The sequence below is a fragment of the Aeromonas sp. FL131 genome (genome assembly GCF_049860615.1).
GTDB lineage: Bacteria > Pseudomonadota > Gammaproteobacteria > Enterobacterales > Aeromonadaceae > Aeromonas > Aeromonas hydrophila.
Genome location: NZ_CP187595.1, coordinates 3841350 through 3866331, shown reverse-complemented (window position 1 = coordinate 3866331; position 24982 = coordinate 3841350). Strand labels below are relative to the sequence as shown.

Below are 24982 nucleotides of genomic sequence, written 5' to 3'. Positions count from 1 at the left end.
ATTTTTATGTTTATTGAACAATGATTAGATGCTTGCGTGAGCGTTTAATTAATTTAAAAACGTTTGTATTATCCAACATGCATATTTTTACCGCAGATTGTGATGGCTATCTGATTTTTAAATATGCAAATGTCTATGATGGCGCCGGTCAAAAAATTACAAATTACTCAGGTGCTACTGGTATGGAATACGTTCACTTTGTGCTCGGACTCGTGATGGTCCTCGCTCTTGCTTTGCTGGCCAACCGCCACAACTGGAAACAGATCAAACTGCGTTATATCGGTCAACTGCTGGTGGTCGAACTGGCGCTGGCCTGGTTCATGCTGAACTCCGAAGTGGGTCTGGCGGTGGTGGGTGGCTTCGCGGCCGGCTTCACCAAGTTGATGGAGTTTGCCAAACAGGGTACCGACTTCGTGTTCGGCGGCCTGGTCAATGAAGGGGCCTTCTCCTTCTTCCTGATGGTACTGATGCCCATCGTCTTCATCTCCGTGCTGATCGGTATCCTGCAGTACATTCGTCTGCTGCCGCTGGTGATCCGCGGCATCGGTACCGTGCTGGCCAAGATCAACGGCATGGGCAAGCTGGAGTCCTTCAACGCCATCAGCTCCATGATCGTCGGCCAGTCCGAGAACTTCATCGCGCTCAAGAACATCCTGCCGCACCTGAACGAGAAGCAGATGTACACCCTGGCCGCCACTGCCATGTCCACCGTCTCCATGTCCATCGTCGGTGCCTACATGCAGCTGATCGAGCCGCGCTACGTGGTGGCCGCGCTGGTGCTCAACATGTTCAGCACCTTCATCGTGCTGTCGCTGATCAACCCCTACGAGCCGGACAATACCGTGACCGACGCCAAGGCGCTGGCCGAAGGTGACGAGCACCACAGCCCGAAGAAAGAGAACTTCTTCGAGATGCTGGGCGAGTACATCATGGCCGGTTTCACCGTGGCGGTCATCGTGGGTGCCATGCTGGTCGGCTTCATCGCCCTGATTGCTCTCATCAACTACCTGTTCGAGATGGCATTCGGTGTCAACTTCCAGTTCGTCATGGGCTACCTCTTCTACCCGATCGCCTGGATCCTGGGCATCCCGAGTGGTGAAGCGCTGCAAGCCGGCTCCATCATGGCGACCAAGCTGGTGACCAACGAGTTCGTGGCCATGATGGACTTGGGCAAGATCGCGGCCCAGCTCTCTCCGCGCACCATCGGCATCCTCTCCATCTTCATGGTGTCGTTCGCCAACTTCAGCTCCATCGGCATCATCGCCGGTGCGGTGAAGGCGCTGAACGAAGAGAAGGGCAACATGGTCTCCCGCTTCGGTCTGAAGCTGGTGTACGGCTCCACCCTGGTGAGCCTGCTCTCCGCCGTGATTGCCGGTGTGATGCTGTAATACCGCCACCCGCTCTCACCATGACAAACCCCTGCCTCGGCAGGGGTTTGTTTTTTTGGGCAACAGCAGGCGCTAGCTGGCCTGACGGAGCGCTAGCCTGGCCAGTGGGCCCAGTAACCGGCGGCCAGCAGGGTGAGAGTGCAAAAGCCGGTCTCGACGGCGCCGCCGCTTTTGAGCGGCCAGCCCGGCAGCCGGTAGCGGCGCTTGCTGGGCCACAGCAGCGGAATGCCGGCCGGGGTGAGCCAGTCTCCCAGCAGGTGGCTGAGGTAGCCGATGATAAGGGCATCCTTGACGCCGGTGGGCAGCAGGGCGGGAGCCAGGCTCTGATCCAGTCCCCAGATGGCGGCGGCCACCGCCAGCAGGCTGTGGGTGAAGCCGCGATGGCCGAACAGCCGCGACAAGGGTTTGGAAATCCAGGGCAGGCGTTGCCCCAGCACCGACTTGGGGTGGTCGAGGTCCGGCAGCAGGGCGCTGGCCAGTGCGGCAGGAATGGTGTGCCACAGGCTGGCGTCGGCCAGGGCCGGCGTCAGCTGGAGTTTGTGGGCGAGCAGGGTGCAGGTAACGGAGAAGAGCAGGTGCCCTTGGGCGGTCATGATGGCTACGACATGGGGAAAATGGCGGCGCATCTTACCAGTGTCGCGGGCCATTGCAGCAAAAAACCGGGGCCCGAGGGGCAGCCCGGTCATTAACTGCGCGGATCTTCCACCTTGGCGTCGGCAGGCACCCGTTTTTTGCCCAGCACCATGGCGCGCACCAGGTCGCTGCGGGTGAGGCGATCGGTCAGGATCACCACGGCCGCATGGACGCCGACGGCGGCCATCAGGGTGTTGGCAATGATGCCGTGCAGCTCCTCCATCCAGTCCTCGCCCCAGAAGGCATCCCAGGTGGTGAGCCAGCCGGTGACGACGGTGCCGACCAGCGACAGCAGCAGCAGCCAGATCATCAGGGCGCCGACTGGGTTGTGGCCGAGGTAGTAGGGGTGACGCCTCTGGGCCAGTTGACGCAGGTAGTAGCGAACCCGGGCCGGGGTCGGCCACCACTGGCCGAAGCGGGCGTAATGGGGACCGACCAGCCCCCACAGCAGGCGGATGATCAGCAGGATGCCCACTGTGTAGCCGGCATATTTGTGGGGCCTGCTGCCCTCTTCCAGCACGAAGAAGTTGAGCAGGCAGAGGGTGACGGTGGCCCAGTGAAACACCCGGATGAGGGGATCCCAGACTTTCACTTCAGACGAGGTTGTCATGGCGTGGCTCCATTAGAAGGGGCCGGCAGGAGACCGGCCCATGGCCGGATTATTCGTCGATCTCTTCTTTGACTTTCTTCAGGTCGGTCGGGTTGAAGTAGATCTCGACCTTGCGCTTCTCCTTGTCCCAACCGTAAATCTCGTAGCAGTTGGTCTTGGTGACCTTGAACTTCTTGATGTCGTAGCCCATCGCCTTGATCTGCTGCTGGGCGTCGGCTTCGCTCATCCACTTGCTCTTGTCGGCCTGGGTACATTGGGGATCGGCCAGGGCTGCGCCGCTCAACAGGGGGATCAGTAACAACAGGGGGGTCAGTTTCATTGCTTGCTCCTTGCGGGTGGTTGGGTCAACAGCCACAAGGTTAGTTCACCTGCCTTAAGAAAGAATTAAGCGCAAAGGGAAATGAATGGGTCTCCCCGGCGGCCGGCCGGGGAGGGAGCATCAACTCAGCTTGCCCCGGATGAGCCACTTGTCGAGGGCGTTGGCGAAGCGCTGCTTGTCGGCCGCGTTGAGGGGGGCCGGGCCGCCGGTCTGCACCCCGGCCGAGCGCAGCTCCTCCATGAAGTTGCGCATGCCGAGCCGCGCCTTGATGGTCTCGCGGGTGTAGATCTCGCCGCGGGGATTGAGCGCCTCGCCGCCGGCATCGATCACCCAGGAGGCGAGCGGAATGTCGCCGGTGATCACCAGATCGCCGGGTTTGACCTGCTGGGCGATGACATGATCTGCCACATCGAAGCCCTTCTCCACCTGCTGGGTCTTGATGAAGGGGGAAGGGGGCACCCGCAGCCCCTGATTGGCCACTAGCGTGGTCACCACCTGGGCACGGTGGGCGGCGCGGTAAAGGATCTCCTTGACCGGAATGGGGCAGGCATCGGCATCGACCCAGATGGGCATGGCAGGGCTTCCTGTGTCTGAAACGAGTGGCGCATCTTAACACGGCCGGCGTGGGGCGGCTGCCCCGGGGCTGAGTCGGGCCCGGCTTTGGTGTAAGCTGGGCCGATGAACATGAGCGAAAAGGACGAGCAGATGGATCGGGTGCCCAGTGACGTAATTTATGGCCTGACCCTGGATGGCAGGGGTGGCATGCAGCCACTGGTGGCGGGCAGCGAGATACCGGCGCAGCAGCCGGGCTGGCTGCATCTGGACTACGGCAATCCGGAGGCAGCGCGCTGGCTGTTGCAGACCCCGCTGCTCAATGATGCGGCGCGCGAGTCGCTGCTCGGCCAGAGCAATCGCCCCAAGCTGGTCCGGATGGGCGAGACGGTGCTGCTGATCCTGCGCGGCATCAACCACAACAAGGACCACAGACCGGAAGAGATGGTGGCGCTGCGCATCTTCATCACCCCGGATCTCATCATCAGCAGCCGGCGCCGGCCGTTGCTGTCGGAGCAGGACGTGTTCAACCAGCTCAAGCTGGGGGGCGGCGCCGATACCCCGGCCGACTGGCTGGTGGAGATCTGCGACGCCCTGACCGACCGGGCCGGGGAGTTCGTCGAGGAGCTGCACGATCAGATCCTGGATCTGGAGGAGATGGTGCTGATGCGCGACCTGCCCGCCAACGGCCGGCTGGCGCTGATCCGCAAGCAGCTCATCATGATCCGCCGCTACCTCTCGCCGCAGCGGGATCTGGTGGCGCGCCTCGCCAACGAGAAGATCAGCTGGCTGGATGAAGATGACCGGCGGCGTCTGCTGGACATCGCCGACCGGCTGCGGCGCTGGCTGGACGATCTGGATGCCGGGGTGGCGCGTACCGCCGTGCTGGCGGACGAGATCAACAACCTGATGGCGGAGGCGACCAACCGCCGTGCCTACCAGATGTCGGTGATGGCGCTGCTGTTCCTGCCCGCCAGCTTCCTGACCGGCCTGTTCGGCATCAACCTGGGGGGCATTCCCGGGGCCGAGAGCCCGACCGCCTTCTGGATCTTCTGCGGCTCCCTGGTGGCGCTGGCGACCGGGCTGGCGGTCTGGCTCAAACATCGGCGCTGGTGGTAAGGAGCAGACATGACGACATGGGAATCTTTTGGCGTGACCCTGCTGTTGCTGCTGGGTCACACCCTCATTCGCGGGCTTATTCACAAGAGCCTGCTGGCGCTGGCCCAGACCCGGCAGGTGAGCGAGAACCGGGTGCTCTACGTGGAGCACGTGTTCCACTTCCTGCTCGGCTGCGCCACCCTGCTGATCCTGGCCGGGGTGTGGGGGCTCGACTTCTCGCGGCTGGTGGTGCTGGCCTCCTCCTTCTTCGCGGTGCTGGGCGTCGCCATGGTGGCGCAGTGGTCGATCCTCTCCAACATCACCGCCAGCATCACCATCTTCTTCGCCTTCCCCTACAAGATTGGCGACCGGATCCGGATCCTCGACAAGGATGACTCGGTCACCGGGGTCATCACCGAGATCGGCCTCTTCTACGTGCGGGTGCGCGATGACAACGGCGATCTGGTCACCTATCCGGCCAACCTGATCTTGCAAAAGCCGGTCAGGCGGCTGGAGGGCAAGGGGACTGAACCCCTGCAACCGGAATGAGAAAAGGCTCCCTTGGGAGCCTTTTTTGAGCCTGCCGATCCCTCAGCGTTCGAAGAAGCGATAGAGGTGCTCGACCTGGATCGGGCAATCCGCCACCAGGTGCACGTGCTGGCGGGCCTCCTCGACCGAGCCGAAGTAGCGGGGGCAGCCCAGGGTGTCGGTCATCTCGTACAGCTTGCCGTCCTGACCCCTGAACTCCACGATCCAGCCGGGCAGGATGGCGTCCTGCAGGATTTCGGCTTCCTTGAAGGCTTGCTGCTGATAGAGCTGGCGAAGTTCGCTGACTGTCATGACATCCTCCCGTGACGCTTGATGCCACTTCAAGTCTAGTGGTTGCAGTCGGGGTCGGCCGGCTCATTTGGCCGATTTGAGGTGCTCCCAGGCCCAGCGCAGGCGGATGAAGGTGTCGGCATCGCCCCCGCGATCCGGGTGGTGTTGCAGCGCCAGCTGCCGCCAGCGGCGGCGGATGACATCGGGCTGTGCCCCGGCCGGCAGGGCGAACAGGGTCAGCGCCTCTGCCCTGTGTTCATCCCGCTCACAGGCCCGCCAGAAACTGCCGAGCAGCGCCTCCACCTCCTCCCGGTCGGTCTGCCAGAACACCTGCCAGTCGAGGTAGTAACTGCGCAGCGCCTCGCCCTGGGCGAGGGCGCTTGCTGCCTCGCGGGTGGCGAGCGGTTCGAGCCGGATATCCAGGGTGCTGATCACCAGCCACCACCCCTCGCCATGAAGCTCGGCCTGCAGCTGGTAGAGGGCGTTCATGATGAGGAAGTTGAGCCGAAACAGCTGCAGCTGCTCATCCCCCGGCAGAGGCGGGATGACCTCCTGGCGGCGCAGCTCGGCCAGCAGTTCGTGCACCTTGTAGCTGCCGCTTGCCTGCCGCAGCAGTGTCAGCAGTGGGGCCAGCAGCGGGTTGGGCCGGGTCTCGCTCATGGGGCGGCCGTCTCCTTCGGTGGCTGCAGGGCGATCAGCAGCTCCCCGGCCTGCGGCTCGACGGGGCCGGTGACGATGCGGGTCCGCCCCTTGCCGTCCAGCACAAACAGCGGGATGGCGCCCGGGTTGGCCTCCTGGTACTGAGCCCAGTCGAACGCCTCGCTCAGCCGGGTCGCCTTGATCTGGCCGCCCCGGCTCAGCAGGCCGCTCAACCGGGCGTAGTTGATGTCGGGACCGAACAGGTTCTGGCGGGCGCGGAAGGTGGCGCTCTCCCGATTGGCCTTGCCGTGCTGCTCGCTGGAGCGCAGGGAGTAGACCTGCTCCTCGCCGTAGAGGTGGGCGAAGTGCAGCACGCCGAGGGCGTTGTTGTGGCGGTTGGGGGAGAGCGCCAGCACTGTGCTGATGCTGGTGAGCGGCAGGTGCAGCTCGGCGTGTTCGGATTGCGGATTGCCGAAGTAGCAGGGCAGGTTGCTCATCCGTGCCTGACGGCAGAACTCCCAGGCCGGATCGCAGAGCTGGACCGGCACCCCCTGATCCGCCAGTGCCCGGCCGATGGCCCGCGCCACCGAGTTGGCCCCGATGATGAGCCAGGTATTGGGTGCACTCTGGCGCATCTTGAGCAGACCGGCCAGCGGCGCCGAGGTGAGGCTCTGCAGCACCACGGTGGAGATGATCACCGCAAACACCAGCGGCACCAGCTTGTCGGCATCGGGAATGCCGGCCTGGTGCAGGCTGATGGCGAAGGAGGCGCTGACCGCCGCCGCCACTATGCCGCGCGGTGCAATCCAGCCGAGCAGGGCGCGGGCCTGCCAGGAGAGATCCGATCCCCAGGTGGAGACCAGGATGCAGAGCGGGCGCGCCACGAACTGCACCACGCACAGCAGCGCCAGCACCATGGGGCCGAGCTGCCAGAGCTGGGCCAGATCGAGGCGGGCCGCCAGCAGGATGAACAGGGAGGAGATGAGGATGACGGCGAGATCCTCCTTGAAGGCCAGCACCTCCTCCAGATCCAGCCCCTCCTGATTGGCGAGCCAGATGCCGAACACGGTGACCGCCAGCAGGCCGGATTCGTGGCTGAGCCAGTTGGAGAGGCTGAAGGTGACCAGCACCAGCGCCAGCACGCCGAACTTGTGCAGGCTGACCGGCAGCCAGTCCTTGCGGATCAGCAGAGTGGTGAGCCAGCCGGCACCGACCCCGATGAGCGAGCCCACCCCCACCGTCTTGGCCAGCGCCAGCAGGGTGTGGCCGATGAGATCACCCTGGCTGCCGAGGCGCACCGCCTCGAACACCAGCACCGCAAACAGGGCGCCGATGGGATCGATGACGATCCCTTCCCAGCGCAGGATGCGGTCTACCTCCCGGGTCGGGCGGATCACGTTGAGCATGGGAGCGACCACGGTGGGGCCCGTCACCACCAGCACGGCGCCGAGCACCATGGCGACCCGCCAGTCCAGTCCCAGCAGGAAGTAACCGGCGCTGCCGATGACGGCGAAACTGGCTAGCATGCCCACCGAGCAGAGGTTGCGCACCACCTTGCCGATCCCCTTGAGCTCGGCCAGGTGCAGGGTGAGCGCCCCCTCGAACAGGATGATGGCGACCGACAGGGAGACCAGCGGAAACAGCAGGTCGCCGAGCAGGGCGTCGGGGTCGAGCAGGCCGCTGACCGGGCCCAGCAGCAGGCCGGTGAGCAGCAGAAACAGGATGGCGGGCACCCGCAGCGACCAGGCCAGCCACTGGGCCAGCACTGAGACCAGGGCGATCCCGGCCAGGGAGAGAGCAATCATGCAGACCTCGATTAAGGCGATGAACCTGGAGGAAGTGTAGTGGGGAAGATGGTCAGATTGACACCAGCCGGCGGCGGGAACAAGGGGGGGAGCGGATCGCGCGACAGCGGTCGTCACGGGGGCATGGCCGCGGGAGAGGGGCAGGGGCAGGGTGTGGCCGCTGGCTGCGGCCACCAGCCGGATTAGATGGGACTCTCTTTGTGGAGTTCGGTGACGCAGTCGGCCACCGCCAGCACCAGCGCCGAGCGCACCACCTGATCGAGCCGGTTCAGCTGCATCTGGTAGAAGGGCCAGTCCTCCTCGTTGGCGGGGGCCTCCTGCGGCATCATGCCGCCCTGGCTGACGCCGTGCAGGCGTGCCAGCAGATCGCGGATGGGCTTGTCGCTGAAACGGTAATCCTTGGGGTCGCGCACCAGAAAATCGCGGATCTTCAAGTAAGCCTCGAGATCCTGATAGCGTTCGAGAGAGATGAGGCCGAGGGCGAAGATGAGCTTGAGGCGCACCTCCAGCTGGCCGAGAGGGCCGCTCTGGTTGAGCAGGGGTTCGATGGCGTATTTGACGGCATACTCCTCCTGACGAAACGCGCGTCGCATCAGAGAGTCGACCGCCTCTTCCAGGATGGTCACGACCTCGAGAAAGAAGCCGCGAGGGCCATCCTGCTCGTTCAATCGCTCCAGTACTTCATCTTCCTGGTGTGTGGTCATAAGTGCATTGGGTCCAGCTGACAGGGAGAGAGTGGGCCTCTCTCCCGGTTTTTATCGTGTGAGGCGCTTTGGTGGCCGGCCCGGGTGGGCCGGCGGCGACGGCGCCTCATCAGGTCACTTCAAATTGCCATAACGGGTGACGATGGCGCTGACGATGTCGCTGTCGGCAGCCAGGCCGGTGATGCGAGCCAGAGCCTGGGCCGGGCCCAGCTCCGCCAGCAGCTGTTGCAGCTCCACCGCCTGCGGGTCATCGGCGTTGCGATAGTGCAGCGCCGCGGCGATCCCCTCCTGCAGGTGATCGCTGGGCAGGCCGTACTCCAGGGTGCCGAGCAGCGGCTTCACCAGCCGATCCCCCGCCGCCAGCTTGCGCAGCGGCTGACGGCCGACCCGGTCAATTTCATCCACCAGATAAGGGTTGGCGAAGCGGGCCAGGATCTTCTCGATATAGGCGGCGTGCAGACGCGGGTCGAAACCGTAGCGTTGTACCAGCACGGCGCCGCTCTCCTCCATGGCGCGGCGCACCTTGCTGCGGATCAGCGGATCCTCGATCGCCTCGCGGATGGTGCGATAGCCCCTCAGCTTGCCGAGGTAGGCGGTGACGATATGGCCGGTGTTGAGGGTGAACAGCTTGCGCTCGACGAAGGCCATCAGGTTGTCGGTGGGCTCCATGCCCGCCACCTGCGGCAGCTCGCCCTTGAACTGGGTCTGGTCGACGATCCACTCGCTGAAGCTCTCCACCGTCACTTCCAGCGGATCATCGTTGGCCGCCGCCGGCGGAACGATGCGATCCACCGCCGAGTCGACGAAGCCGATGCAGGCGTCGAGGGTGGCATGATACGCGACCGGCAGGTACTTGAGTACCTCCTGCTTGAGATGGCTGGTGCCGCGCACCATGTTCTCGCAGGCGATGACGTTGAGCGGTGTCAGGTTGCCGGCATCGAAGCGGGCCTGCAGCCCCTTGGCCAGGGTGCTGGCAATCTTGTCCAGGATGTTGGGGCCGACCGCGGTGGTGACCAGATCGGCGGTGATGATGCGGGCGATCACCTCGTGACCGGCGGAGCTCACCGCCGCCACGTTGCGCACCACGTCCAGCTTCTGATCCGCTCCCACCACGTGCACCTTGTACTCCTGGCGGTGGTTGAGCTGGTCGATCAGGGTCTCGTTGACGTCGGCGAAAGTGACCTGGTGGCTGGCGTCAGCCAGCAGTTTTCCAATGAAGCCGCGACCGATGTTGCCAGCACCAAAATGCAATGTTTTCATGATATTAACCTCTTGAACCAAAGACGATGAAGGACGATCAGGCAGCCTGTTCGGCACCCAGCAAATCCAGGAACTCCTGGGGATCCTGGGTGCTGGCCAGCCGGTCGATGAGGCCGGGTTCGTCCAGTGCATTGGTCAGGCGGGTTATCACCTGCATGTGTTCGTCGTTGCGGGCGGCGATGCCGATCACCAGCCGCGCCACTTCATCGGCCGCCTCGCCGAAGGCGACCCCGGCCGGGTATTGGCAGATGACGATGCCGGTGCGCTTCACAAACTCCTTGGCGGCGATGGTGCCGTGCGGCACGGCGATGGATTCGCCGAGGTAGGTGGAGACCAGCTGTTCGCGCTCCAGCATGGCGTTGACGTAGTCGGGCGCCACGTAACCCCGCTCTGCCAGCAGCTTGCCGGCAGCCCGGATGGCGGCCTCCTTGTTGTCGGCCTTGAGCCCCAGATGCACGTCATGACGGCTCAGGGTGAACACTTCGGCGGCCTGCGGCTCGTAGCTGTCGTCGTTGGCGGCCACCAGCAGCTGCGGGTTGGCTACGTCATCGTTGGCGGCCTGGGTCAGGCTCTGTACCAGCTCCTGATAGAGACCGTTGTCGAGGAAGTTGGTGAGCGAGATGTGGTGGGCGTGCGGCGCGTGGCGACGGGCCCGCTCGGTCAGATCCTTGTGGGTGATGACCCAGTCCACCTGATCGTCGAGCTGATCGATGGCGCGGTTGGTGACGCTGATGTCGAGGCCGGCGGCCTGCACCCGCTTGCGCAGCAGGCCAGCGCCCATGGCGCTGGAGCCCATGCCCGCATCGCAGGCGACCACGATGTTGCGCACTGCCATCAGTTCACCGCCCGGCTTCTTGGCCGCAGCGGTCTCGGGCTTGGCACCCTTCATGGCTTTCATCTTGCGGGTGGCTTCACCGAGGGCATCGGCCTCGTCGGCTTCCGGCTGCTGGGCACGCACGAACACGGCGGCGACCAGGAAGGAGACGGTGGTGGAAGCGACGATGGAGAGCAGCACCCCGATGAGGGAGGCTTTCGGCGTCATCAACAGCACGGCGAAGATGGAACCCGGTGAGGCGGGGGAGACCAGACCTGCGTTGAACAGGGTCAGGGTGAACACCCCGGTCATGCCGCCGGCGATCACCGCCAGGATGAGGCGCGGGTTCATCAGCACGTACGGGAAGTAGATCTCGTGGATGCCGCCGAAGAAGTGAATGATGGAGGCACCGGCAGCGGACTGCTTGGCGGCGCCGCGACCGAACACCATGTAGGCCAGCAGCACGCCCATGCCCGGGCCCGGGTTCGCTTCGATCAGGAAGAAGATGGAGCGGCCGTGCTCGGTGGCCTGCTGGATCCCCAGCGGCGAGAAGATGCCGTGGTTGATGGCGTTGTTGAGGAACAGGATCTTGGCCGGCTCGACGAAGATGGAGGTGAGCGGCAGCAGGTTATTGTCCACCAGGAAGCCGACGCCACCGGCCAGTACGCCGGAGAGCACCTTGACGAAGGGGCCGATCACGAAGAAGGCGAGGATCGCCAGCAGCATGCCGATGAGGCCCGCGGAGAAGTTGTTGACCAGCATCTCGAAGCCGCTCTTGACGCGACCTTCCATCGCCTTGTCGAAACGCTTGATGGCCCAGCCACCGAGCGGGCCGACCATCATGGCGCCCATGAACATGGGAATGTCGGTGCCCACGATGACGCCCATGGTGGTGATGGCACCGACCACGCCGCCGCGCTCACCGCCCATCAGCTTGCCGCCGGTGTAGCCAATCAGCAGCGGCAGCAGGTAGGTGATCATGGGACCGACCAGCTTGGCCAAGGTTTCGCTCGGCAGCCAGCCGGTGGGGATGAAGAGGGCGGTAATAAAGCCCCAGGCGATGAAGGCGCCTATGTTGGGCATGACCATATTGGACAGGAAGCGTCCAAAATTCTGTATCTTGACTTTGGTATCCGGTGATAACATGTCGGGACCCCGTTTTAAGCCTGTTTGATTAAAAGTGGTAGTCGGGCTGGCCGGTTTTGCCGAACCGCCATCCCTGTCGTCTAAGCAACTTCAATCTACCAGCTTGTGATCAAATTAGGCTGAAAACGGGGTGTCTTGTGACGCAGCTCTCAAATACCCCGACCTCCCCCCTCCCTTCATAGTGATATTGATCACATTCACTCTCTGTATTTCGGCTACATTTCGATCTTTGCTGCCGCCAGCATCGTTTTTATGTGACACAAATCACCATTTGCTGTTTGCGCAAACCTGATGTCAATGTGATCCATTTCTCATTTCTATTATTTGTATTCAATTGGAGCAATTTTCCTGACCTGAAAACTGAGGGTATTGACGATGGATTGCTTGAATCCACATTCAAATAACCAATGAATCAATTATTTTGTAACCCACTTTCAGTTTTTCATGATCTCCTTCAGCCGCAGAGCCGACGCATCAGCCACTCCAGCGGGCCTCGCTCGAAGCGCTGACTCCAGAGATTGGCAAACAGCAGCGCCGCCAGGGCGAAGAGGCTGGCGGCCAGCACCACCTCGGGCAGATCCTGCCCCTGCAGCCAGCCGATGGCCTCCAGTACCCCCATGCCGAGCATGATGTGGGCCAGATAGAGGGTCAGGGTCTGCCGGCCGACCGGCAGCCACACTCGCCACCAGCTGGCCTCGGGCAGGGCGCGTCCCAGCCAGAGGCAGAGGGCGATCAGGGTGCTGGCCGCGCCCATGCCGAACAGCAGGTAGAGCGGCGCCGGGGGAATGGGCTGGGTCGCCAGCAGTGGCGCCAGCTCGGGGTTCGGCAAGAGGGTCGGCAACCAGAGCGACAGCCCCTTGGCCAGCGCCATGGCACTCACCCCGCCGGCCAGCAGCCAGCGCTGGGTGACCGGATTGGCCAGAGACTGACGGCTCAGCCAGAGGCCGTAGAGCAGAAAGCCCAGCCAGGGCACCACCGGGTGCCAGCCGTTGAACAGCAGATTGCGGATGAAGCCGGCCAGGGTCCAGAACTCGGGATAGCTGAAGCTGTGCCACTGCCAACCCCGATCGTAATCGAGCAGGAACAGCAGGCCGACGAAGCTTGCCGCCAGCAGCGGGATCAGGGCCAGCAGCCAGGGGGAGGGAAGCCGGAGACAGCAGGCTCCCAGCAGGAAGTAGACGGCGTAGTAGTGGATGATGTCGGCCGGAAACACCAGGTAGTTGAGCAGCCCCACGATCAGCAGGAACAGGGCCCGCCTGGCGGTGTGGCTCATGGCCGCCGACCACGCCAGCTTGCGGGTCGACAGCCCCAGCCCGATGCCGGCCAGCACCACGAAGCTGGCGGCGGAGCGCCCTTCCAGTGCGTCCAGCAGGGGCTTGAGCCAGGTCGGCCCGCCTGCCAACACCCCCATGGCGATGCGAAAATTCACCAGCACCATGCCGAGCAGGGCCATGGCACGGGCCAGATCCAGTCCTTCCAGTCGATTGTGCGGGGTCGTCATGGTGGTGACTCCTTGGAGTGATCAGCAGGCCGGACCCAACAACTGGTCCAGCAGGGACGGCAACCTTTGTTCCACCGGTGCCTGCTCTGGATGCAGGGCCAGGGCGTGGCGCACCGCCTGTCCCTCCAGTGCGTCCAGCAACAGCTGGGCCGTGAGATCCGGTTGCAGGTGTGCAGCCAGCTCCCCCGCCTGCTGGCCACGGCGCACCGTCGCCGCCAGGGCATCGCACAGCTGGCGCTGGTTGCTGGCGAAGGTGGCGGCCATCTCGGGGTGGCGGGTCAGCTCGGCCAGGATCTCGGTGCCGAGCAGCAGGTTCTCCGGGGTCAGCGACCAGGCGAGGTAGCCGGCGGCGAAGCGGGCCAGCGCCGCCCGGGCCGGCCCCTGGACCAGCTCATCCAGCAGGGGTTGCAGCTCGGCCGCCTCCAGCGAGGCGATCAGGGCGATCAGCTCCTCCTTGCGGGCGAAGTGGTTGTAGAGGTTGCCGAGGCTCACCCCGGCGGCGGCGGCGATGTCGCGCATGCCGGTCTGGTGGAAGCCTTGCTCGATGAAGCAGCCGAGCGCCGCCTGGATGATCTGTTCGCGTCGCTGCTCCAGCCGCAGGTTGTTGGTGGTCATGGGGATGCCTCTTGCCTGAAAATTTACCATGAGCGAACGTTCGTTCATTAATTTGTGGGTTCACTCTATGCCCGTAACGAGCAACTGGCAAGCTCGGCGCGTACAAAAAATGATCGGCGGACTCAGCGGGTGGCATGGTCCAATAAAAAAGCCCGCAGAGTGCGGGCTTTTTACAAGGTGGGTAGGCCTGGCTTATTCGGCCTTGGGGGCCTCGTCGGCAGGCGCGGCATCGGCCTCGCTGGTGGGGGCGACCGGCGCCGGGCCGGGCACCAGCTCCACCGCCGGCTTGGCGATGAGGGAGCGGGTCTCTTCCACCGCTTCGGTCAGCTTGACCTCGATGATCTGGCCGAGCTCGTAGACCACCTCGGTCTTGTCCAGATAGACGCGGCCGTTGTCCCAGTTGCACTCCAGCCGATCCTTGTTGTCGAGGATATGGCGGGCGGGCATGAACACCACGGCACCGTTCTCGCGCAGACGCAGCTTGAGGCCGGCGCGCATCACGTCGATGATCTCGGCGTTGAACACCTTGTCGGTGCCGGCATCGGCCTTGAGGTAACGGACATAGAGCCAGTCGCCGATGTCGCGCTCCACCATGCGGTGCAGACGACGGCAGGCGGTCAGGTGCTCGGTGAGCTCTAGGTTCGGGCGCTCACCCGGGGTCTTGCCGGCGATGACGGCTTTGAGCAGGCGATGGTTGACCATGTCGCCGTACTTCCGAATAGGTGACGTCCAGGTGGCGTAAGCATCCAGCCCCAGGCCGTAGTGGGCGCCCGGCTCGGCGGACATCAGCGCATAGCTCTGGAAGCGGCGGATCTTGCCGTCCAGCCAGCGGGTGTCCAGGTTGTCGATCCAGCGGCGCAGGGCGCAGAAGCCGGACAGGCTGGCAATCTCTTCCTTCTCGAACGGGGCCTCAGCGCTTTTCAGCAGATCGATGGCGCCGTCGAGGGACTCTTCGTCAAAGCCGGTGTGGACGTTGAAGATGCCGTAGCCGACTTGCTTGCCCAGCACGCGGCCGGCACAGATGTTGGCGGCGATCATCGACTCTTCCACCATGCGGTTGGCGATGCGGCGCGGCTCGACGTGAATGGCCAGCACTTCGCCGTTCTCGCCCAGCTCGAAGTCGTAGTCGGGACGATCCGGGAACACCAGGGCATGCTCGGTACGCCAGGCAATGCGTGCCTCGGTCATCGCCTTCATCAGCGGCAGCTGGGCCAGCACGCCGGCATCGATATCCAGCTGTTTGCCGTGTTCGGCCCAGTCGGAGACGTCGTCATAGGTGAGACGGGCGTGGGAGCTGATGCGGGCGGCGAAGAACTCGGTCTCCTCCAGCAGCAGGCCATCCTCGGCGATGAGCAGACGGGCGCACAGGGTGTTGCGCTCCTCGCCCTCTTTCAGGGAGCAGAGCTCGTCGGAGAGGGTGCGCGGGATCATCGGCACGTTGCGGCCCGGCATGTAGACGGTGAAGGCGCGCTGGGCAGCTTCCTTGTCCAGCTCGCTGCCTTCGGCCACGTAGGCAGTCGGGTCGGCGATGGCCACCAGCAGCTCCCAGCCGTTGTCCAGCTTGCGGATGGCCAGGGCATCGTCCATGTCCTTGGTCTTGGCACCGTCGATGGTGAAGAAGGGGGTCGCGGTCAGATCGGTGCGCGGCAGCTCTTCCTCTTCGATCACCTTCCACTCCGGCAGATCCGCCGGCTCGACCTGGGCCAGGTTGTGGCGCGCCAGCACCACCCACCAGGGCACGTTGTGATCTTCCTGCGAGGCGATCTTCTGAGTGATCTCGGCAGAGAAGTTGCCGTCCACCAGGGCGTGACGCTTGAGGGTGGCAACCACCCAGTCCCCTTCCTTGAACTCTTTCTCGTCCAGCCCCTTCTTGACGCGGGCCTTGATGGCGTCCTTGATCAGCGGGTGATCGGCGACCACGTTGAGGCGGTCGCGGAACATCTTGACGCGGGCCACGAAGCGAGTCACCGCCTGCTCCAGCAGGGCATCCGGCTCGGCCACTTCCTTCTCTTTTTCGGTACGGATCAGGGCGCTCACCCGGTCACCGTGCATCACCTTCTTCATGTAGGGAGGCGGCACGAAATAGCTGGTCTTCTCATCGACCTCCAGGAAGCCGAAGCCCCGATCGGAGGCGCGGATAACACCCTCTTTCTTGGGGATGTTTTCGCGGATTTGTTGCTTGAGCTGGGCCAGCAGCGGATTGTCTTGGAACATAAGTGAGGAACCTGAAGTGGAAAACCTGGGTGGAGACCTGATGACGGATCGCCCAGCACTATACGTTTTTACCCCTCCAAAGCCAAGGTGAATGGCCGGTTCAGCCGGCTTGCAGTACCCGGCGACCCTGCTCGATCAGGCGCTGGGATATCTGTTTGTGCAGCCCCCGTTCCAGCACCCAGCGGTGCCAGTAGAGCCGCTCGACCAGGTGCTGGTCCGGGCTGAGATCGAGCAGGCTGCCCTCCGCCAGCTGGCGGCGGATCTGCAATTCCGGGATCAGGCAGCAGGCCAGCCCCTGTTCGGCCATGGCGACGAAGGCCTCGGACGAGCGCACCGTGTGGCAGGGGTAGCCGCCGGGTTCCAGCCCGAAGTGGCGGGCCATGTAGCTGACGTGCATGTCGTCGCGCTGATCGAAGGCCACCGCCGGTGCCTTGGCCAGCGCCGCCAGAGTCAGCCCCTGCGGGAAGTGGCGGGTGACGAAGGCGGGGCTGGCGGTGAGCAGATAGCGCATCTCGCCGAGCTCGTCGACGCAGCAGCCGGCCAGCGGCTGGCCGTGCAGGCTGACGGCGCCGAACGCCTGCCCCTCGCGCACCCGATCCAGGGTGCGGCTCTCATCATCCACCAGCAAATTCAGCTCGATGGGGTGCTGCTCCAGCAGCGGGGCCAGGGCCGGCAGAAACCAGGTAGCCAGGCTGTCGGCGTTGACGGCGATGCTGACCCGGATCGGCGCCTGCGGCTCGGCGGGGGAGAGTTCGCCGGCCAGCTCCAGCTCCAGCTGGCGCACCTGACGGTAGTGGGCCAGCAGCTTCTGCCCGAGCGCGGTGGCCTGCAGCGGCTGGCCGCGGATCAGCAGCGGCTCGGCAAACTGCTGCTCCAGCTGCTTGATGCGCTGGGAGATGGCGGACTGGGTAATGTGCAGACGCTGGGCGGCCCGCTCGAAGTTCTGCTCCTGCATCACCGCATCCAGCGCCAGCAGCAGCTTGTAATCCAACGCCTTCATCAGCATGCCTTATCAACAGAGGGAATTGAGAAGGGATGCTACTCAAGTGGTGGCGCGAGAACAACCGGGGATCGCTGAAAATGTCGGCAGACCAGGCGTGACAAGGGCTGTGGGGTCAAAGCGGATTTGTCACTGTGAGATGTGACAGTGGTGGTCAAAAGGTATTCAAGAGATACTCTTTTGCGTCCGTTTTTGCATGGGGTGGAAACGGGCCATAGCGAGAACTTTTAATCCCGGGTCTTACCCCGGGATTTTTTTGCGTTGTCTCTATTCGGTGACCAGTTCGCGCGCTTCGTCATAGGCGCCCTGCAGGGGCTGGCCGACGGCACGGGCGAAACGCTCATCCAGATGGAAGCGGATCCCGACCCCGCGCACGGCGCCCAGATCCACCGCCTGGCGGTGACCGAGCCGTTCGATGGGCAGGCCGAGACGGCGGAAGATCCGCTCCACCGGCAGGCTGACCACGGCAACCAGCTCGCGGATCCCCTGCGCCTTGGCGAAGGCATAGACCTCGCGGAAGATGATGCAGGTCAGTTCGCTGATGCCGTTGCCGAGCCGGGGAGCCCGTTCGGCATCTATGGCGAGGCGGGTCAGCTCCCACACGTCGTTGCTGCGTGGCGGGGCTTCACCGGCGAGGGCGGTGGGGAAGATGCTGGGCAGCATGTAATCCTTGGCACAGCTGAGCAGACGGATGCAGCCGCACAGGCCTTCCTCGTCTTCGATCAGCACCCAGTGGGTATCAGGGGTATCGAAACTGTCCTGCTCCAGACCACGGTGGGATTCCACATCCCAGCCGAGGCGATCGGAGAAGACGCGATTGCGAAAGCGATAAAGCTCGTTTTCTACCTCCCATCTGGGGTGTTCTTTTAATTTTCCTTTGAAAACAAGCATTCAGATGTCTCCATTTCAGTGTTCGGCGCTATAATCGAGGCCCTGGCCAGGGGGGCTAGCATATGAAACAAGACCAACTGCTTGAGTACCTCGAACATTTCACTTCGGTAACGGACGGGGATCGTTTGGCCGAGTTGATCGGTCGGTTCACGCTCGGTATGGGTTACGACTACTACCGGTTTGCGCTGATCATTCCCATGTCGATGCAAAGACCTAAGGTGGTGCTGTTCAACCAGTGCCCAGACTCCTGGGTGCAGGCCTACACGGCCAACCATATGCTGGCCTGTGATCCCATCATTCAATTGGCCCGCAAGCAGACCTTGCCCATTTACTGGAACCGGCTGGATGAGCGGGCGCGTTTTCTGCAAGAGGGCAGTCTTGACGTGATGGGGTTGGCGGCGGAGTTCGGGCTGCGCAACGGAATTTCGTTCCCGTTGCACGGTGCGGCAGGGGAGAACGGCATACTGTCGTTCATCACCGCCGAGCGGGCATCGAGCGATCTGCTGCTGGAGTCCTCGCCCATCCTCTCCTGGATGTCCAACTACATCTTCGAGGCGGCGATCCGGATTGTGCGGGTCAGTCTGCGGGAAGATGACCCTCAGGAGGCCCTGACTGACCGGGAGACCGAATGCCTGTTCTGGGCCAGTGAAGGGAAAACGTCGGGTGAAATCGCCTGCATCCTGGGGATCACGGAGCGAACCGTGAACTACCACCTCAATCAGGTCACCCGTAAAACGGGGTCGATGAATCGCTACCAGGCCATCGCCAAGGGGGTGAGCAGTGGCATTTTGCTGCCCAATCTCGAGCAGGTCGTGGTCACCAACTTCCCCAAGCTGATGCAATAAAACCCGATGATTCTCGGGGCAGAGTGATTGGCTAACAATTGTCAGATCCTGCAATTGACAGTCATGGCCGAATGGCGGCCCTTCTGCCCCGAAGGGGTTATGCCTGCTGCACGGCCATTAGCAAAACCAATGGCTCAGCAGATCAATGAATTTCTCTAAATAGAACTGCCCCCCTTATAGTGCCGTCCAATCACTCTGCTGGACGGTTCATCCATGTTTGCTACCACCCTGCAAGGCTTCACCCTCGGCCTTGCCATGATCATTCCCATCGGTGCCCAGAATGCCTTCGTGCTGAGCCGGGGCATCCACCGCAACCACCATCTGCTGACGGCGACCCTCTGCTGCCTGTGCGATCTCGTGCTGATCGGCATCGGGGTGTTTGGCGGGGCCAACCTGCTGGCGGCCAGCCCGATCGGCCTGGCCCTGCTGACCTGGGGCGGCGTGCTGTTTCTCGGCTGGTTCGGCATCCGTTCCCTGCGCAGTGCCTGGCGCGGGCAGGGAGCCAAGCTGGCGGACTCGCCCCAGTTGATGGGGGTCAAGAGCGTGCTGGCCATGACCCTCGGGGTGACCCTGCTCAACCCCCACGTCTACCTGGACACCCTGATGCTGCTCGGCTCTTTCGGCAGCCAGTTTGCCGAAGAGTTGCGGCCGGCCTTTGCGGCGGGGGCCATGCTGGCCTCGCTGGTCTGGTTCTACAGCCTGGCGTTCGGGGCGGCCGCCCTCTCGCCCTGGCTCGCTCGCGGCAGGGTTCAGCAAGCTATTGATACTATTGTTGGTTTCATCATGCTGGGGCTGGCGTTGCAGCTGGCGAGCGGGGCTCTGCTGGCGTCATAAGGCTATTTTTGTGCCGCACCTCATAAAAATTAATCCCGGCTTCATGCGCTGACATATTCGTCTGTTAAATTCCCGTCGCTGGTAAAGCGACACTCATAATAAAAGGGACAAGACAGTGAATAAAACCATGAAGCTGGGGGCTATTGCAGCCATCGTGCTGTTATCTGCCTGTAGCAATGAAAACGACAGCAAGGCGCAACCGGGTGAGGTTGCCCTGCGTCTGATCCAGACCTCCGATATCCACTCCAACGTGCTGGGCTACGACTACTACCAGAACAAGGAAGATCGCAAGTTTGGCCTCTCCCGCACCGCGCTGCTGATCCGCGCGGCCCGCGCCGAAAACCCCAACAACCTGCTGCTCGACAACGGCGACCTGATCCAGGGCACGCCGCTGGCTGACTACATCTTCGAGCAGTCCGGTGCCGGTTACCTCGACAAGCAGGCCCACCCGGTGTTCAAGGCGATGAACGAGCTCGGCTACGATGCCGGCAACCTGGGCAACCACGAATTCAACTACGGGCTGGATTACCTCACCAAGACCCTGCAGGGAGCCAAGTTCCCCTATGTGAACGCCAACGTGTTCGAGGCGGGCGCCTTCAAGCGTGATGCCAAGGGGCAAATAGACTGGAGCGGCAACAAGTTCACCCCCTACCTGCTGCTGGAGCGCAAGGTGAAGGATGACAAGGGCCAGCTGCAGACCGTCAAGGTCGGTATCCTGGGGCTGACCCCGCCGCAGGTGCTGCAGTGGGACAAGCGTCATCTGGAAGGCAAGGTGGTGGTGGCCGACATGGTCGAGACCGCCAACCACTATGTGCCCGAGCTGCGCGCCAAGGGCGCCGATATCGTGGTGGTGGTGGCCCATACCGGCATCAACGCCAGCAGCTACGAGGCCATGATGGAGAACTCCGCCTGGCACCTGGCCAAGGTGAAGGGGGTGGACGCCCTGATGCTGGGCCACGCCCACAAGAACTTCCCGGGTGACTTCCCGGATCTGCCGGAGGTGGACAACAAGGCCGGCACCCTGAGCGGCATTCCGACCGTGATGCCGGGTTACTGGGGCAACCACCTCGGCATCATCGACCTCAAGCTGGAGCAGGTGGACGGCAAGTGGCAGGTGAAACAGAGCCAGGCCAGCCTGCGCAAGATCGACTCCAGCGAGGGCAGCGCGGTGGATCAACGGGTGGTAGACCTGGTGCAGGCCGACCACGACGCCACCAACCAGTGGCTGGACGAGCCGCTCGGCAAGATCACCTCCTCCATCCACAGCTTCTTCGCCCTGGTGCAGGACGACCCTTCGGTGCAACTGGTGAGCGATGCCCAGCGCAAGCATGCCGAACAGCTGCAAAAAGACGGTCTGCTCAAGGAGTCCTACCCCATCCTGTCGGTGGCGGCGCCGTTCCGTGGCGGCCGCAACGGCATCAATGACTTCACCTACGTGGCCCAGGGCGACATCTCCCTGCGCAACGTCTCCGACCTCTACATCTATCCGAACACCCTGCAGGTGGTCGAGGTGAACGGGGCCACCGTCAAGGAGTGGCTGGAGATGAGTGCCGGCCAGTTCAACCAGATAGACACCGGCAAGACCGAGGTGCAGTGGCTGGTGAACGAGAAGTTCCCCACCTACAACTTCGACGTGATCGACGGGGTCAACTACGAGGTGGATATCACCCAGCCGGCCCGTTACAACAAGGAAGGGGCCAAGGTCAGCGACGGCCAGCGCATCAGCGGCCTCACCTTCAACGGCCAGCCCATCGATCCGGCCCAGAAGTTCTACGTGGTGACCAACAACTACCGCGCCAGCGGCGGCGGCCACTTCCCGGGCATCGACGGCAGCAACATAGTGCATGAAGACCCCTTCGAGACGCGCGAGATCATCGCCCAGTACCTGAAGGCCCAGTCTGCCGACAACCCGGCTGGCTTCAGCCCGGCGGCCAACAACAACTGGCACATGAAGGCCCTGCCGGCCAACGTGGACGTGCGGCTCTACTCCTCGCCCCGCGAGGAGGCCAAGCAGCTGGCCGGTGCGGATCTGGAGTACAAGTCCACCCTGCCGATGGATGACGCCCAGCACCCTGGCTACGCCATCTTCCGGCTGATCCGTCAGTAATTCCCGGCCGACATGGCAATAAAAAAAGCCCTCGCACTGCGAGCAATGCTGATCAGTTAAGGATCCATTGACCGATCCTTCTGCTGTAGGACAATCCGGAACCAATCACTGGTTCCGGATTTTTTTATGTCTATTGCAAACGATCTGAACGATGTTGTTGAGGCATCTGGCGACATGCTGGCTCGGCTGGCCATTTTTGCCGACCATATTCCCGACGAATGGATTACTGCCGCTGCCGCCTTGTCTGAAAAGGCCACTATCCGCCGACGCCGCTTACCTTCTGATATGGTCTTGTGGCTCGTCGTGGGGATGGCCTTTTTCCGCAATGAGCCTATCTCCGAGGTCGCTCGGCGCCTCAACATCTGTGCAGAAGGGTTGGCCAATGATGCCTTGCTCGCGGACAGTGCCCTGTCTCAGGCCCGTCAGCGACTCGGCAAACAGCCGCTCGAGTGGCTGTTCAAACAGTGCGCCGATGTGTGGGGGCGGGAACGTTATCCTGAAGACCATTGGCACGGTTTACAGGTCTTTGCCATCGATGGGGCCCTGTTCCGAACCCAGGATATGCCTGAACTCAGAGCACATTTCGGCTCGGGTAACACCTCAACCAACCGGCAGACACCCTACCCGATGCTGCGGTTGGTCACGCTCATGAATGTCCGCTCGCATGTCATTGCCAACGCGGCCATCAGCCCGTACCGCAAAGGGGAAATCCCCCTGGCCAGCGAGTTCATTCACTCATTGCCGGACAAGTCAGTGACCCTGCTGGATAAAGGCTTCTTCGGTGCCGACCTGTTGCTGCGTATTCAGGCCGAAGACACCGACCGTCACTGGCTCATCCCGGAACGCAAGGGGCTGGTATACACGGAACTTGAGCGCTATGGCGACGGTGACCGTCTGTTGCAAATGACGGTCTCGCCTCAGGCTCGCAAGAAAAACCCGGCGTTGCCGACACACTGGCAAGTTCGCGCAGTGACCTATGAGGTGGCAGGCAAGGAGAAAACGGTCTTTACCTCCCTGCCCGTGGCGCGATTCAGCGCAGCTCAGGTGGCGACCCTGTACCACGAGCGCTGGGAAATCGAGCTGGGATACCGGGATATCAAAAGCGCGATGCAGCACAACGCCATCACGCTGAGAAGCAAGAAAGTGGACTTGGTCTATCAGGAGCTGTGGGGATTGCTGCTTGGATACAATCTGGTCAGGCGGGAGGCCAGCCAGGCCGCCGTAGCCCATCAGCGAGCGCCCAATGAGGTGAGCTTTAAGTTTGCCTGTCATTTCATCGCGAACCAGATGGCAGTGATGGCGGGCGCGTTATCGCCAGCCCATACGCCACGGAGGTTGGCGGAGTTGCGGGGCTGCATAGGCGTCATGTTCATAGAAAAACGCCCCAGGCCATCGAGACCCAGGGCGGTGAAGATATCAAAGACCCGTTTTCCGGTAAATCGCAATGCGGCTCCGCTTAAGTGAACAGCATTGTCGCACTGCGAGGGCTTTTTCATGGGCGGAGGGCTTAGTTGACCACGGCCACGTTGATGGTGCCGTTGCCCTGGGTCATGCGGACCCGGGCGCCCGGCACGAAGGTGGGGCTGGCCTTTTGCACCACCACGATGGATTCGCCGTTCTCTTTCTTGATCTCGAGTTCGACGCCGTCCACCTGGTTGAGCTTGTCACCGGCCGCCTTGCCGGCTGCCGCACCCGCGATGGCGCCACCGGCTGCGGCGATGTCGCTGCCGCGCCCGCCGCCAATGGTGCTGCCGAGCAGGCCGCCGACCACGGCGCCGCCGATGGTGCCGATCAGCGAGTTCTCATCGGCCTGGATCTTGACCGGGCGAGTGGAGAGGATGGTGCCGTAGCTGACGGTCTGCACCTGCTTGGCGCGATCCTTGGTGTAGACGTCGCCGGAGTAGACGTCGCTGTTGGCACAGCCGCTGAGGGTGGTGGCGGTGGTGGTGGCCAACAGGGCGATGAGGGTAATGCGTTTCAACATGATGGGCCTCCTGGGCTGGCATCTAATCTGGTTTGTTCGGTCAGTGATTCAACTCTACGCCAACCGGATTGAGCATGAAACCAGCAAAGTGTAACCAATTATAAGGCCCGGGCCCGGCAAACCCCGTCACCGCCGGCTCAGTCGAGCCGTTTTTCCAGCAGCAGGCGATCCTCGCCCGGGCCGAAATAGTCGCGCTCCTCGGCCAGTTGCTGATAACCGAGTCGAAAGTAGAGGCGCTGGGCCGGATTGGCCGGATCCACCGTCAGTCTGACCCGCTCGATCCCCAGTGTCAGCAGTGACTGCTCCACCTGCAGCATCATGCGTTCGGCCAGGCCGAAGCCGCGCGCCTCCGGCAGCACCGCCAAGGAGAGCAGCCAGCCCTGCGACCGATCCTGTCCCAGTCCGCCCAGGGCATAGCCCAGCAGCTTGCCGTCCAGCTCGGCCACCAGCAGCAGCTCGGGCCACAGATCCATGGCCTGGCGGAAGAAGAAGCCGGGATAGACATCCTCCCCGAATACATTGACGTCGATCTGCCAGATGGCGTGCATGTCGGTGTGGCGCGCCACTCTCAAAACGGGGGGCTGGTGCATCCGGGCTCCTGTGGTGTCGTACGTGCTGCCGGGCGGCAGTCAAAAAGGAGCCACAGGGTAGTGGGCCCGCCGGACTGATGCAAGCGGGTCTGGGGCAGTGGGCAGCAGGGCAGCCCCGGCTCAGGGCGGTAGAGGACGGCTGCCCGGTCGTTTGGGGGCCTTGCGGCGGCTGTCCAGCAGGTGGCGCAGGGCCAGCCAGGGGTGATGCCACAGCATGCGCGGGCCGCTCCACTTCATCACCAGCTGGATCTGCTTGCGCATGGCCGGGGCATAGCAGTGGATGTGGCAGTTGGCACAGGTGGGCTTGTGGCCGTGACCATAGCGGCAGCGGCGCAGCCGCTGGTGGGCGAACTCCTGCAACTGCTGGCAGTGCCGGCAGGCGGGATCCTGATGATGGTGGTCGCAGTAGAGGCGGATCATGGCGCTGACCGTCTGCTGCTCCCGCTTGAGCCTGGGATGCACGGGCGCCTTGTCGGCACGGGCCGGGCGTGCGGGGTGGGAGTGATGGGTCGTCATGCAGGGCATTGTCCGGACCTGGGGCGGTGGGGTCTTGATACAGGTCAAACCAGCGGGCAAAAAAACAGGGCCCGTGGGCCCTGTTTCATCAGACAAGC

Annotated in this window: 25 protein-coding genes; 7 read left to right on the top strand and 18 right to left on the bottom strand. The window is 63.0% G+C overall.

What is annotated here, in order from left to right:
- Positions 1-182 precede the first annotated feature (182 nt).
- Complete coding sequence (locus ACPW75_RS17885; protein WP_016349310.1) at positions 183-1388, top strand: NupC/NupG family nucleoside CNT transporter; 1206 nt, start codon at positions 183-185, stop codon at positions 1386-1388.
- Between the two features lie 92 nt (positions 1389-1480).
- Here ACPW75_RS17885 and ACPW75_RS17880 read toward each other — a convergent pair whose 3' ends face one another.
- The 4 genes from ACPW75_RS17880 to ACPW75_RS17865 all read right to left on the bottom strand — a co-directional run bounded on the left by ACPW75_RS17880 (position 1481) and on the right by ACPW75_RS17865 (position 3523).
- Positions 1481-1981 (bottom strand): metal-dependent hydrolase, encoded by a 501-nt coding sequence (locus ACPW75_RS17880; protein WP_039215114.1) that lies wholly within the window; start codon positions 1979-1981, stop codon positions 1481-1483.
- Positions 1982-2073: 92 nt separating this feature from the next.
- Positions 2074-2631: a cytochrome b/b6 domain-containing protein gene (locus tag ACPW75_RS17875; protein ID WP_077096660.1), complete on the bottom strand. Its 558-nt coding sequence runs from the start codon at positions 2629-2631 to the stop codon at positions 2074-2076.
- A 49-nt stretch (positions 2632-2680) separates the two neighbouring features.
- The gene (locus ACPW75_RS17870) at positions 2681-2950 is read right to left on the bottom strand and encodes a PepSY domain-containing protein (RefSeq protein ID WP_077096659.1); all 270 of its coding nucleotides are present in this window, start codon (positions 2948-2950) and stop codon (positions 2681-2683) included.
- Between the two features lie 120 nt (positions 2951-3070).
- Positions 3071-3523: a YaiI/YqxD family protein gene (locus ACPW75_RS17865; RefSeq protein WP_011704516.1), complete on the bottom strand. Its 453-nt coding sequence runs from the start codon at positions 3521-3523 to the stop codon at positions 3071-3073.
- Positions 3524-3628: 105 nt separating this feature from the next.
- Here ACPW75_RS17865 and zntB point away from each other — a divergent pair, with 105 nt between their 5' ends.
- A complete protein-coding gene (gene zntB, locus ACPW75_RS17860) occupies positions 3629-4621 on the top strand; it encodes a zinc transporter ZntB (protein WP_179101450.1) in 993 nt (330 codons plus the stop codon).
- Between the two features lie 9 nt (positions 4622-4630).
- Positions 4631-5149: a mechanosensitive ion channel domain-containing protein gene (locus ACPW75_RS17855; protein WP_045790742.1), complete on the top strand. Its 519-nt coding sequence runs from the start codon at positions 4631-4633 to the stop codon at positions 5147-5149.
- Between the two features lie 42 nt (positions 5150-5191).
- On the opposite strand, the gene ACPW75_RS17850 is transcribed toward ACPW75_RS17855, so the two are convergent.
- The 11 genes from ACPW75_RS17850 to ACPW75_RS17800 all read right to left on the bottom strand — a co-directional run bounded on the left by ACPW75_RS17850 (position 5192) and on the right by ACPW75_RS17800 (position 18008).
- Positions 5192-5440: a hypothetical protein gene (locus tag ACPW75_RS17850; RefSeq protein ID WP_011704519.1), complete on the bottom strand. Its 249-nt coding sequence runs from the start codon at positions 5438-5440 to the stop codon at positions 5192-5194.
- A gap of 63 nt (positions 5441-5503) precedes the next feature.
- Positions 5504-6079, bottom strand: a complete 576-nt coding sequence (locus ACPW75_RS17845) for a DNA-J related domain-containing protein (RefSeq protein ID WP_077096658.1) — start codon at positions 6077-6079, stop codon at positions 5504-5506.
- On the bottom strand, positions 6076-7863 hold the full coding sequence (locus ACPW75_RS17840) for a cation:proton antiporter (RefSeq protein WP_179101449.1): 1788 nt from the start codon (positions 7861-7863) through the stop codon (positions 6076-6078). The genes ACPW75_RS17845 and ACPW75_RS17840 overlap by 4 nt, the downstream gene beginning before the upstream one ends.
- Before the next feature lie 182 nt (positions 7864-8045).
- A complete protein-coding gene (locus ACPW75_RS17835) occupies positions 8046-8567 on the bottom strand; it encodes an MltR family transcriptional regulator (RefSeq protein WP_005308438.1) in 522 nt (173 codons plus the stop codon).
- A 114-nt stretch (positions 8568-8681) separates the two neighbouring features.
- On the bottom strand, positions 8682-9827 hold the full coding sequence (locus ACPW75_RS17830; protein WP_016349320.1) for a mannitol-1-phosphate 5-dehydrogenase: 1146 nt from the start codon (positions 9825-9827) through the stop codon (positions 8682-8684).
- Between the two features lie 37 nt (positions 9828-9864).
- Positions 9865-11787: a PTS mannitol transporter subunit IICBA gene (locus ACPW75_RS17825; protein WP_016349321.1), complete on the bottom strand. Its 1923-nt coding sequence runs from the start codon at positions 11785-11787 to the stop codon at positions 9865-9867.
- A gap of 454 nt (positions 11788-12241) precedes the next feature.
- Positions 12242-13288: a DUF418 domain-containing protein gene (locus tag ACPW75_RS17820; RefSeq protein ID WP_077096656.1), complete on the bottom strand. Its 1047-nt coding sequence runs from the start codon at positions 13286-13288 to the stop codon at positions 12242-12244.
- A 21-nt stretch (positions 13289-13309) separates the two neighbouring features.
- Positions 13310-13903 (bottom strand): TetR/AcrR family transcriptional regulator, encoded by a 594-nt coding sequence (locus tag ACPW75_RS17815; RefSeq protein WP_077096655.1) that lies wholly within the window; start codon positions 13901-13903, stop codon positions 13310-13312.
- A 192-nt stretch (positions 13904-14095) separates the two neighbouring features.
- On the bottom strand, positions 14096-16117 hold the full coding sequence (locus tag ACPW75_RS17810) for an exoribonuclease II (RefSeq protein ID WP_077096654.1): 2022 nt from the start codon (positions 16115-16117) through the stop codon (positions 14096-14098).
- A gap of 100 nt (positions 16118-16217) precedes the next feature.
- On the bottom strand, positions 16218-17117 hold the full coding sequence (locus ACPW75_RS17805; protein WP_077096677.1) for a LysR family transcriptional regulator ArgP: 900 nt from the start codon (positions 17115-17117) through the stop codon (positions 16218-16220).
- 267 nt (positions 17118-17384) lie between these two features.
- A complete protein-coding gene (locus ACPW75_RS17800) occupies positions 17385-18008 on the bottom strand; it encodes an acyl-homoserine-lactone synthase (protein ID WP_043125540.1) in 624 nt (207 codons plus the stop codon).
- Positions 18009-18070: 62 nt separating this feature from the next.
- Here ACPW75_RS17800 and ACPW75_RS17795 point away from each other — a divergent pair, with 62 nt between their 5' ends.
- The 4 genes from ACPW75_RS17795 (at position 18071) to ACPW75_RS17780 (ending at position 23258) form a co-directional block, all read left to right on the top strand.
- Positions 18071-18853, top strand: a complete 783-nt coding sequence (locus ACPW75_RS17795; RefSeq protein WP_005315931.1) for a LuxR family transcriptional regulator — start codon at positions 18071-18073, stop codon at positions 18851-18853.
- Positions 18854-19066: 213 nt separating this feature from the next.
- The gene (gene lysE / locus ACPW75_RS17790) at positions 19067-19687 is read left to right on the top strand and encodes an L-lysine exporter (protein ID WP_011704530.1); all 621 of its coding nucleotides are present in this window, start codon (positions 19067-19069) and stop codon (positions 19685-19687) included.
- Between the two features lie 127 nt (positions 19688-19814).
- Complete coding sequence (locus ACPW75_RS17785; RefSeq protein WP_179101452.1) at positions 19815-21794, top strand: bifunctional 2',3'-cyclic-nucleotide 2'-phosphodiesterase/3'-nucleotidase; 1980 nt, start codon at positions 19815-19817, stop codon at positions 21792-21794.
- A gap of 126 nt (positions 21795-21920) precedes the next feature.
- A complete protein-coding gene (locus ACPW75_RS17780; protein WP_024945976.1) occupies positions 21921-23258 on the top strand; it encodes an IS4-like element ISAeme15 family transposase in 1338 nt (445 codons plus the stop codon).
- 43 nt (positions 23259-23301) lie between these two features.
- Here the strand turns inward: ACPW75_RS17780 and ACPW75_RS17775 are convergent, their stop codons facing one another.
- The 3 genes from ACPW75_RS17775 to ACPW75_RS17765 all read right to left on the bottom strand — a co-directional run bounded on the left by ACPW75_RS17775 (position 23302) and on the right by ACPW75_RS17765 (position 24884).
- Entirely contained in the window at positions 23302-23778 is a 477-nt protein-coding gene (locus ACPW75_RS17775; RefSeq protein WP_005308463.1) for a glycine zipper 2TM domain-containing protein, read from the bottom strand.
- A 137-nt stretch (positions 23779-23915) separates the two neighbouring features.
- Entirely contained in the window at positions 23916-24368 is a 453-nt protein-coding gene (locus tag ACPW75_RS17770; protein WP_039215349.1) for a GNAT family N-acetyltransferase, read from the bottom strand.
- Between the two features lie 120 nt (positions 24369-24488).
- Entirely contained in the window at positions 24489-24884 is a 396-nt protein-coding gene (locus ACPW75_RS17765; RefSeq protein WP_026080215.1) for a nitrous oxide-stimulated promoter family protein, read from the bottom strand.
- Between the last annotated feature and the right edge of the window lie 98 nt (positions 24885-24982).

What these genes read in the sequence shown, in the direction of transcription:
- ACPW75_RS17775 (WP_005308463.1), bottom strand. Translation starts at nt 23,778, where the DNA reads ATGTTGAAACGCATTACCCTCATCGCCCTGTTGGCCACCACCACCGCC.
- ACPW75_RS17810 (WP_077096654.1), bottom strand. Translation starts at nt 16,117, where the DNA reads ATGTTCCAAGACAATCCGCTGCTGGCCCAGCTCAAGCAACAAATCCGC.
- ACPW75_RS17780 (WP_024945976.1), top strand. Translation starts at nt 21,921, where the DNA reads ATGTCTATTGCAAACGATCTGAACGATGTTGTTGAGGCATCTGGCGAC.
- ACPW75_RS17785 (WP_179101452.1), top strand. Translation starts at nt 19,815, where the DNA reads ATGAAGCTGGGGGCTATTGCAGCCATCGTGCTGTTATCTGCCTGTAGC.
- ACPW75_RS17820 (WP_077096656.1), bottom strand. Translation starts at nt 13,288, where the DNA reads ATGACGACCCCGCACAATCGACTGGAAGGACTGGATCTGGCCCGTGCC.
- ACPW75_RS17870 (WP_077096659.1), bottom strand. Translation starts at nt 2,950, where the DNA reads ATGAAACTGACCCCCCTGTTGTTACTGATCCCCCTGTTGAGCGGCGCA.
- ACPW75_RS17825 (WP_016349321.1), bottom strand. Translation starts at nt 11,787, where the DNA reads ATGTTATCACCGGATACCAAAGTCAAGATACAGAATTTTGGACGCTTC.
- ACPW75_RS17845 (WP_077096658.1), bottom strand. Translation starts at nt 6,079, where the DNA reads ATGAGCGAGACCCGGCCCAACCCGCTGCTGGCCCCACTGCTGACACTG.
- ACPW75_RS17805 (WP_077096677.1), bottom strand. Translation starts at nt 17,117, where the DNA reads ATGAAGGCGTTGGATTACAAGCTGCTGCTGGCGCTGGATGCGGTGATG.
- lysE (WP_011704530.1), top strand. Translation starts at nt 19,067, where the DNA reads ATGTTTGCTACCACCCTGCAAGGCTTCACCCTCGGCCTTGCCATGATC.
- zntB (WP_179101450.1), top strand. Translation starts at nt 3,629, where the DNA reads ATGAACATGAGCGAAAAGGACGAGCAGATGGATCGGGTGCCCAGTGAC.
- ACPW75_RS17830 (WP_016349320.1), bottom strand. Translation starts at nt 9,827, where the DNA reads ATGAAAACATTGCATTTTGGTGCTGGCAACATCGGTCGCGGCTTCATT.
- ACPW75_RS17855 (WP_045790742.1), top strand. Translation starts at nt 4,631, where the DNA reads ATGACGACATGGGAATCTTTTGGCGTGACCCTGCTGTTGCTGCTGGGT.
- ACPW75_RS17875 (WP_077096660.1), bottom strand. Translation starts at nt 2,631, where the DNA reads ATGACAACCTCGTCTGAAGTGAAAGTCTGGGATCCCCTCATCCGGGTG.
- ACPW75_RS17800 (WP_043125540.1), bottom strand. Translation starts at nt 18,008, where the DNA reads ATGCTTGTTTTCAAAGGAAAATTAAAAGAACACCCCAGATGGGAGGTA.
- ACPW75_RS17850 (WP_011704519.1), bottom strand. Translation starts at nt 5,440, where the DNA reads ATGACAGTCAGCGAACTTCGCCAGCTCTATCAGCAGCAAGCCTTCAAG.
- ACPW75_RS17795 (WP_005315931.1), top strand. Translation starts at nt 18,071, where the DNA reads ATGAAACAAGACCAACTGCTTGAGTACCTCGAACATTTCACTTCGGTA.
- ACPW75_RS17865 (WP_011704516.1), bottom strand. Translation starts at nt 3,523, where the DNA reads ATGCCCATCTGGGTCGATGCCGATGCCTGCCCCATTCCGGTCAAGGAG.
- ACPW75_RS17880 (WP_039215114.1), bottom strand. Translation starts at nt 1,981, where the DNA reads ATGACCGCCCAAGGGCACCTGCTCTTCTCCGTTACCTGCACCCTGCTC.
- ACPW75_RS17815 (WP_077096655.1), bottom strand. Translation starts at nt 13,903, where the DNA reads ATGACCACCAACAACCTGCGGCTGGAGCAGCGACGCGAACAGATCATC.
- ACPW75_RS17765 (WP_026080215.1), bottom strand. Translation starts at nt 24,884, where the DNA reads ATGACGACCCATCACTCCCACCCCGCACGCCCGGCCCGTGCCGACAAG.
- ACPW75_RS17840 (WP_179101449.1), bottom strand. Translation starts at nt 7,863, where the DNA reads ATGATTGCTCTCTCCCTGGCCGGGATCGCCCTGGTCTCAGTGCTGGCC.
- ACPW75_RS17835 (WP_005308438.1), bottom strand. Translation starts at nt 8,567, where the DNA reads ATGACCACACACCAGGAAGATGAAGTACTGGAGCGATTGAACGAGCAG.
- ACPW75_RS17770 (WP_039215349.1), bottom strand. Translation starts at nt 24,368, where the DNA reads ATGCACCAGCCCCCCGTTTTGAGAGTGGCGCGCCACACCGACATGCAC.
- ACPW75_RS17885 (WP_016349310.1), top strand. Translation starts at nt 183, where the DNA reads ATGGAATACGTTCACTTTGTGCTCGGACTCGTGATGGTCCTCGCTCTT.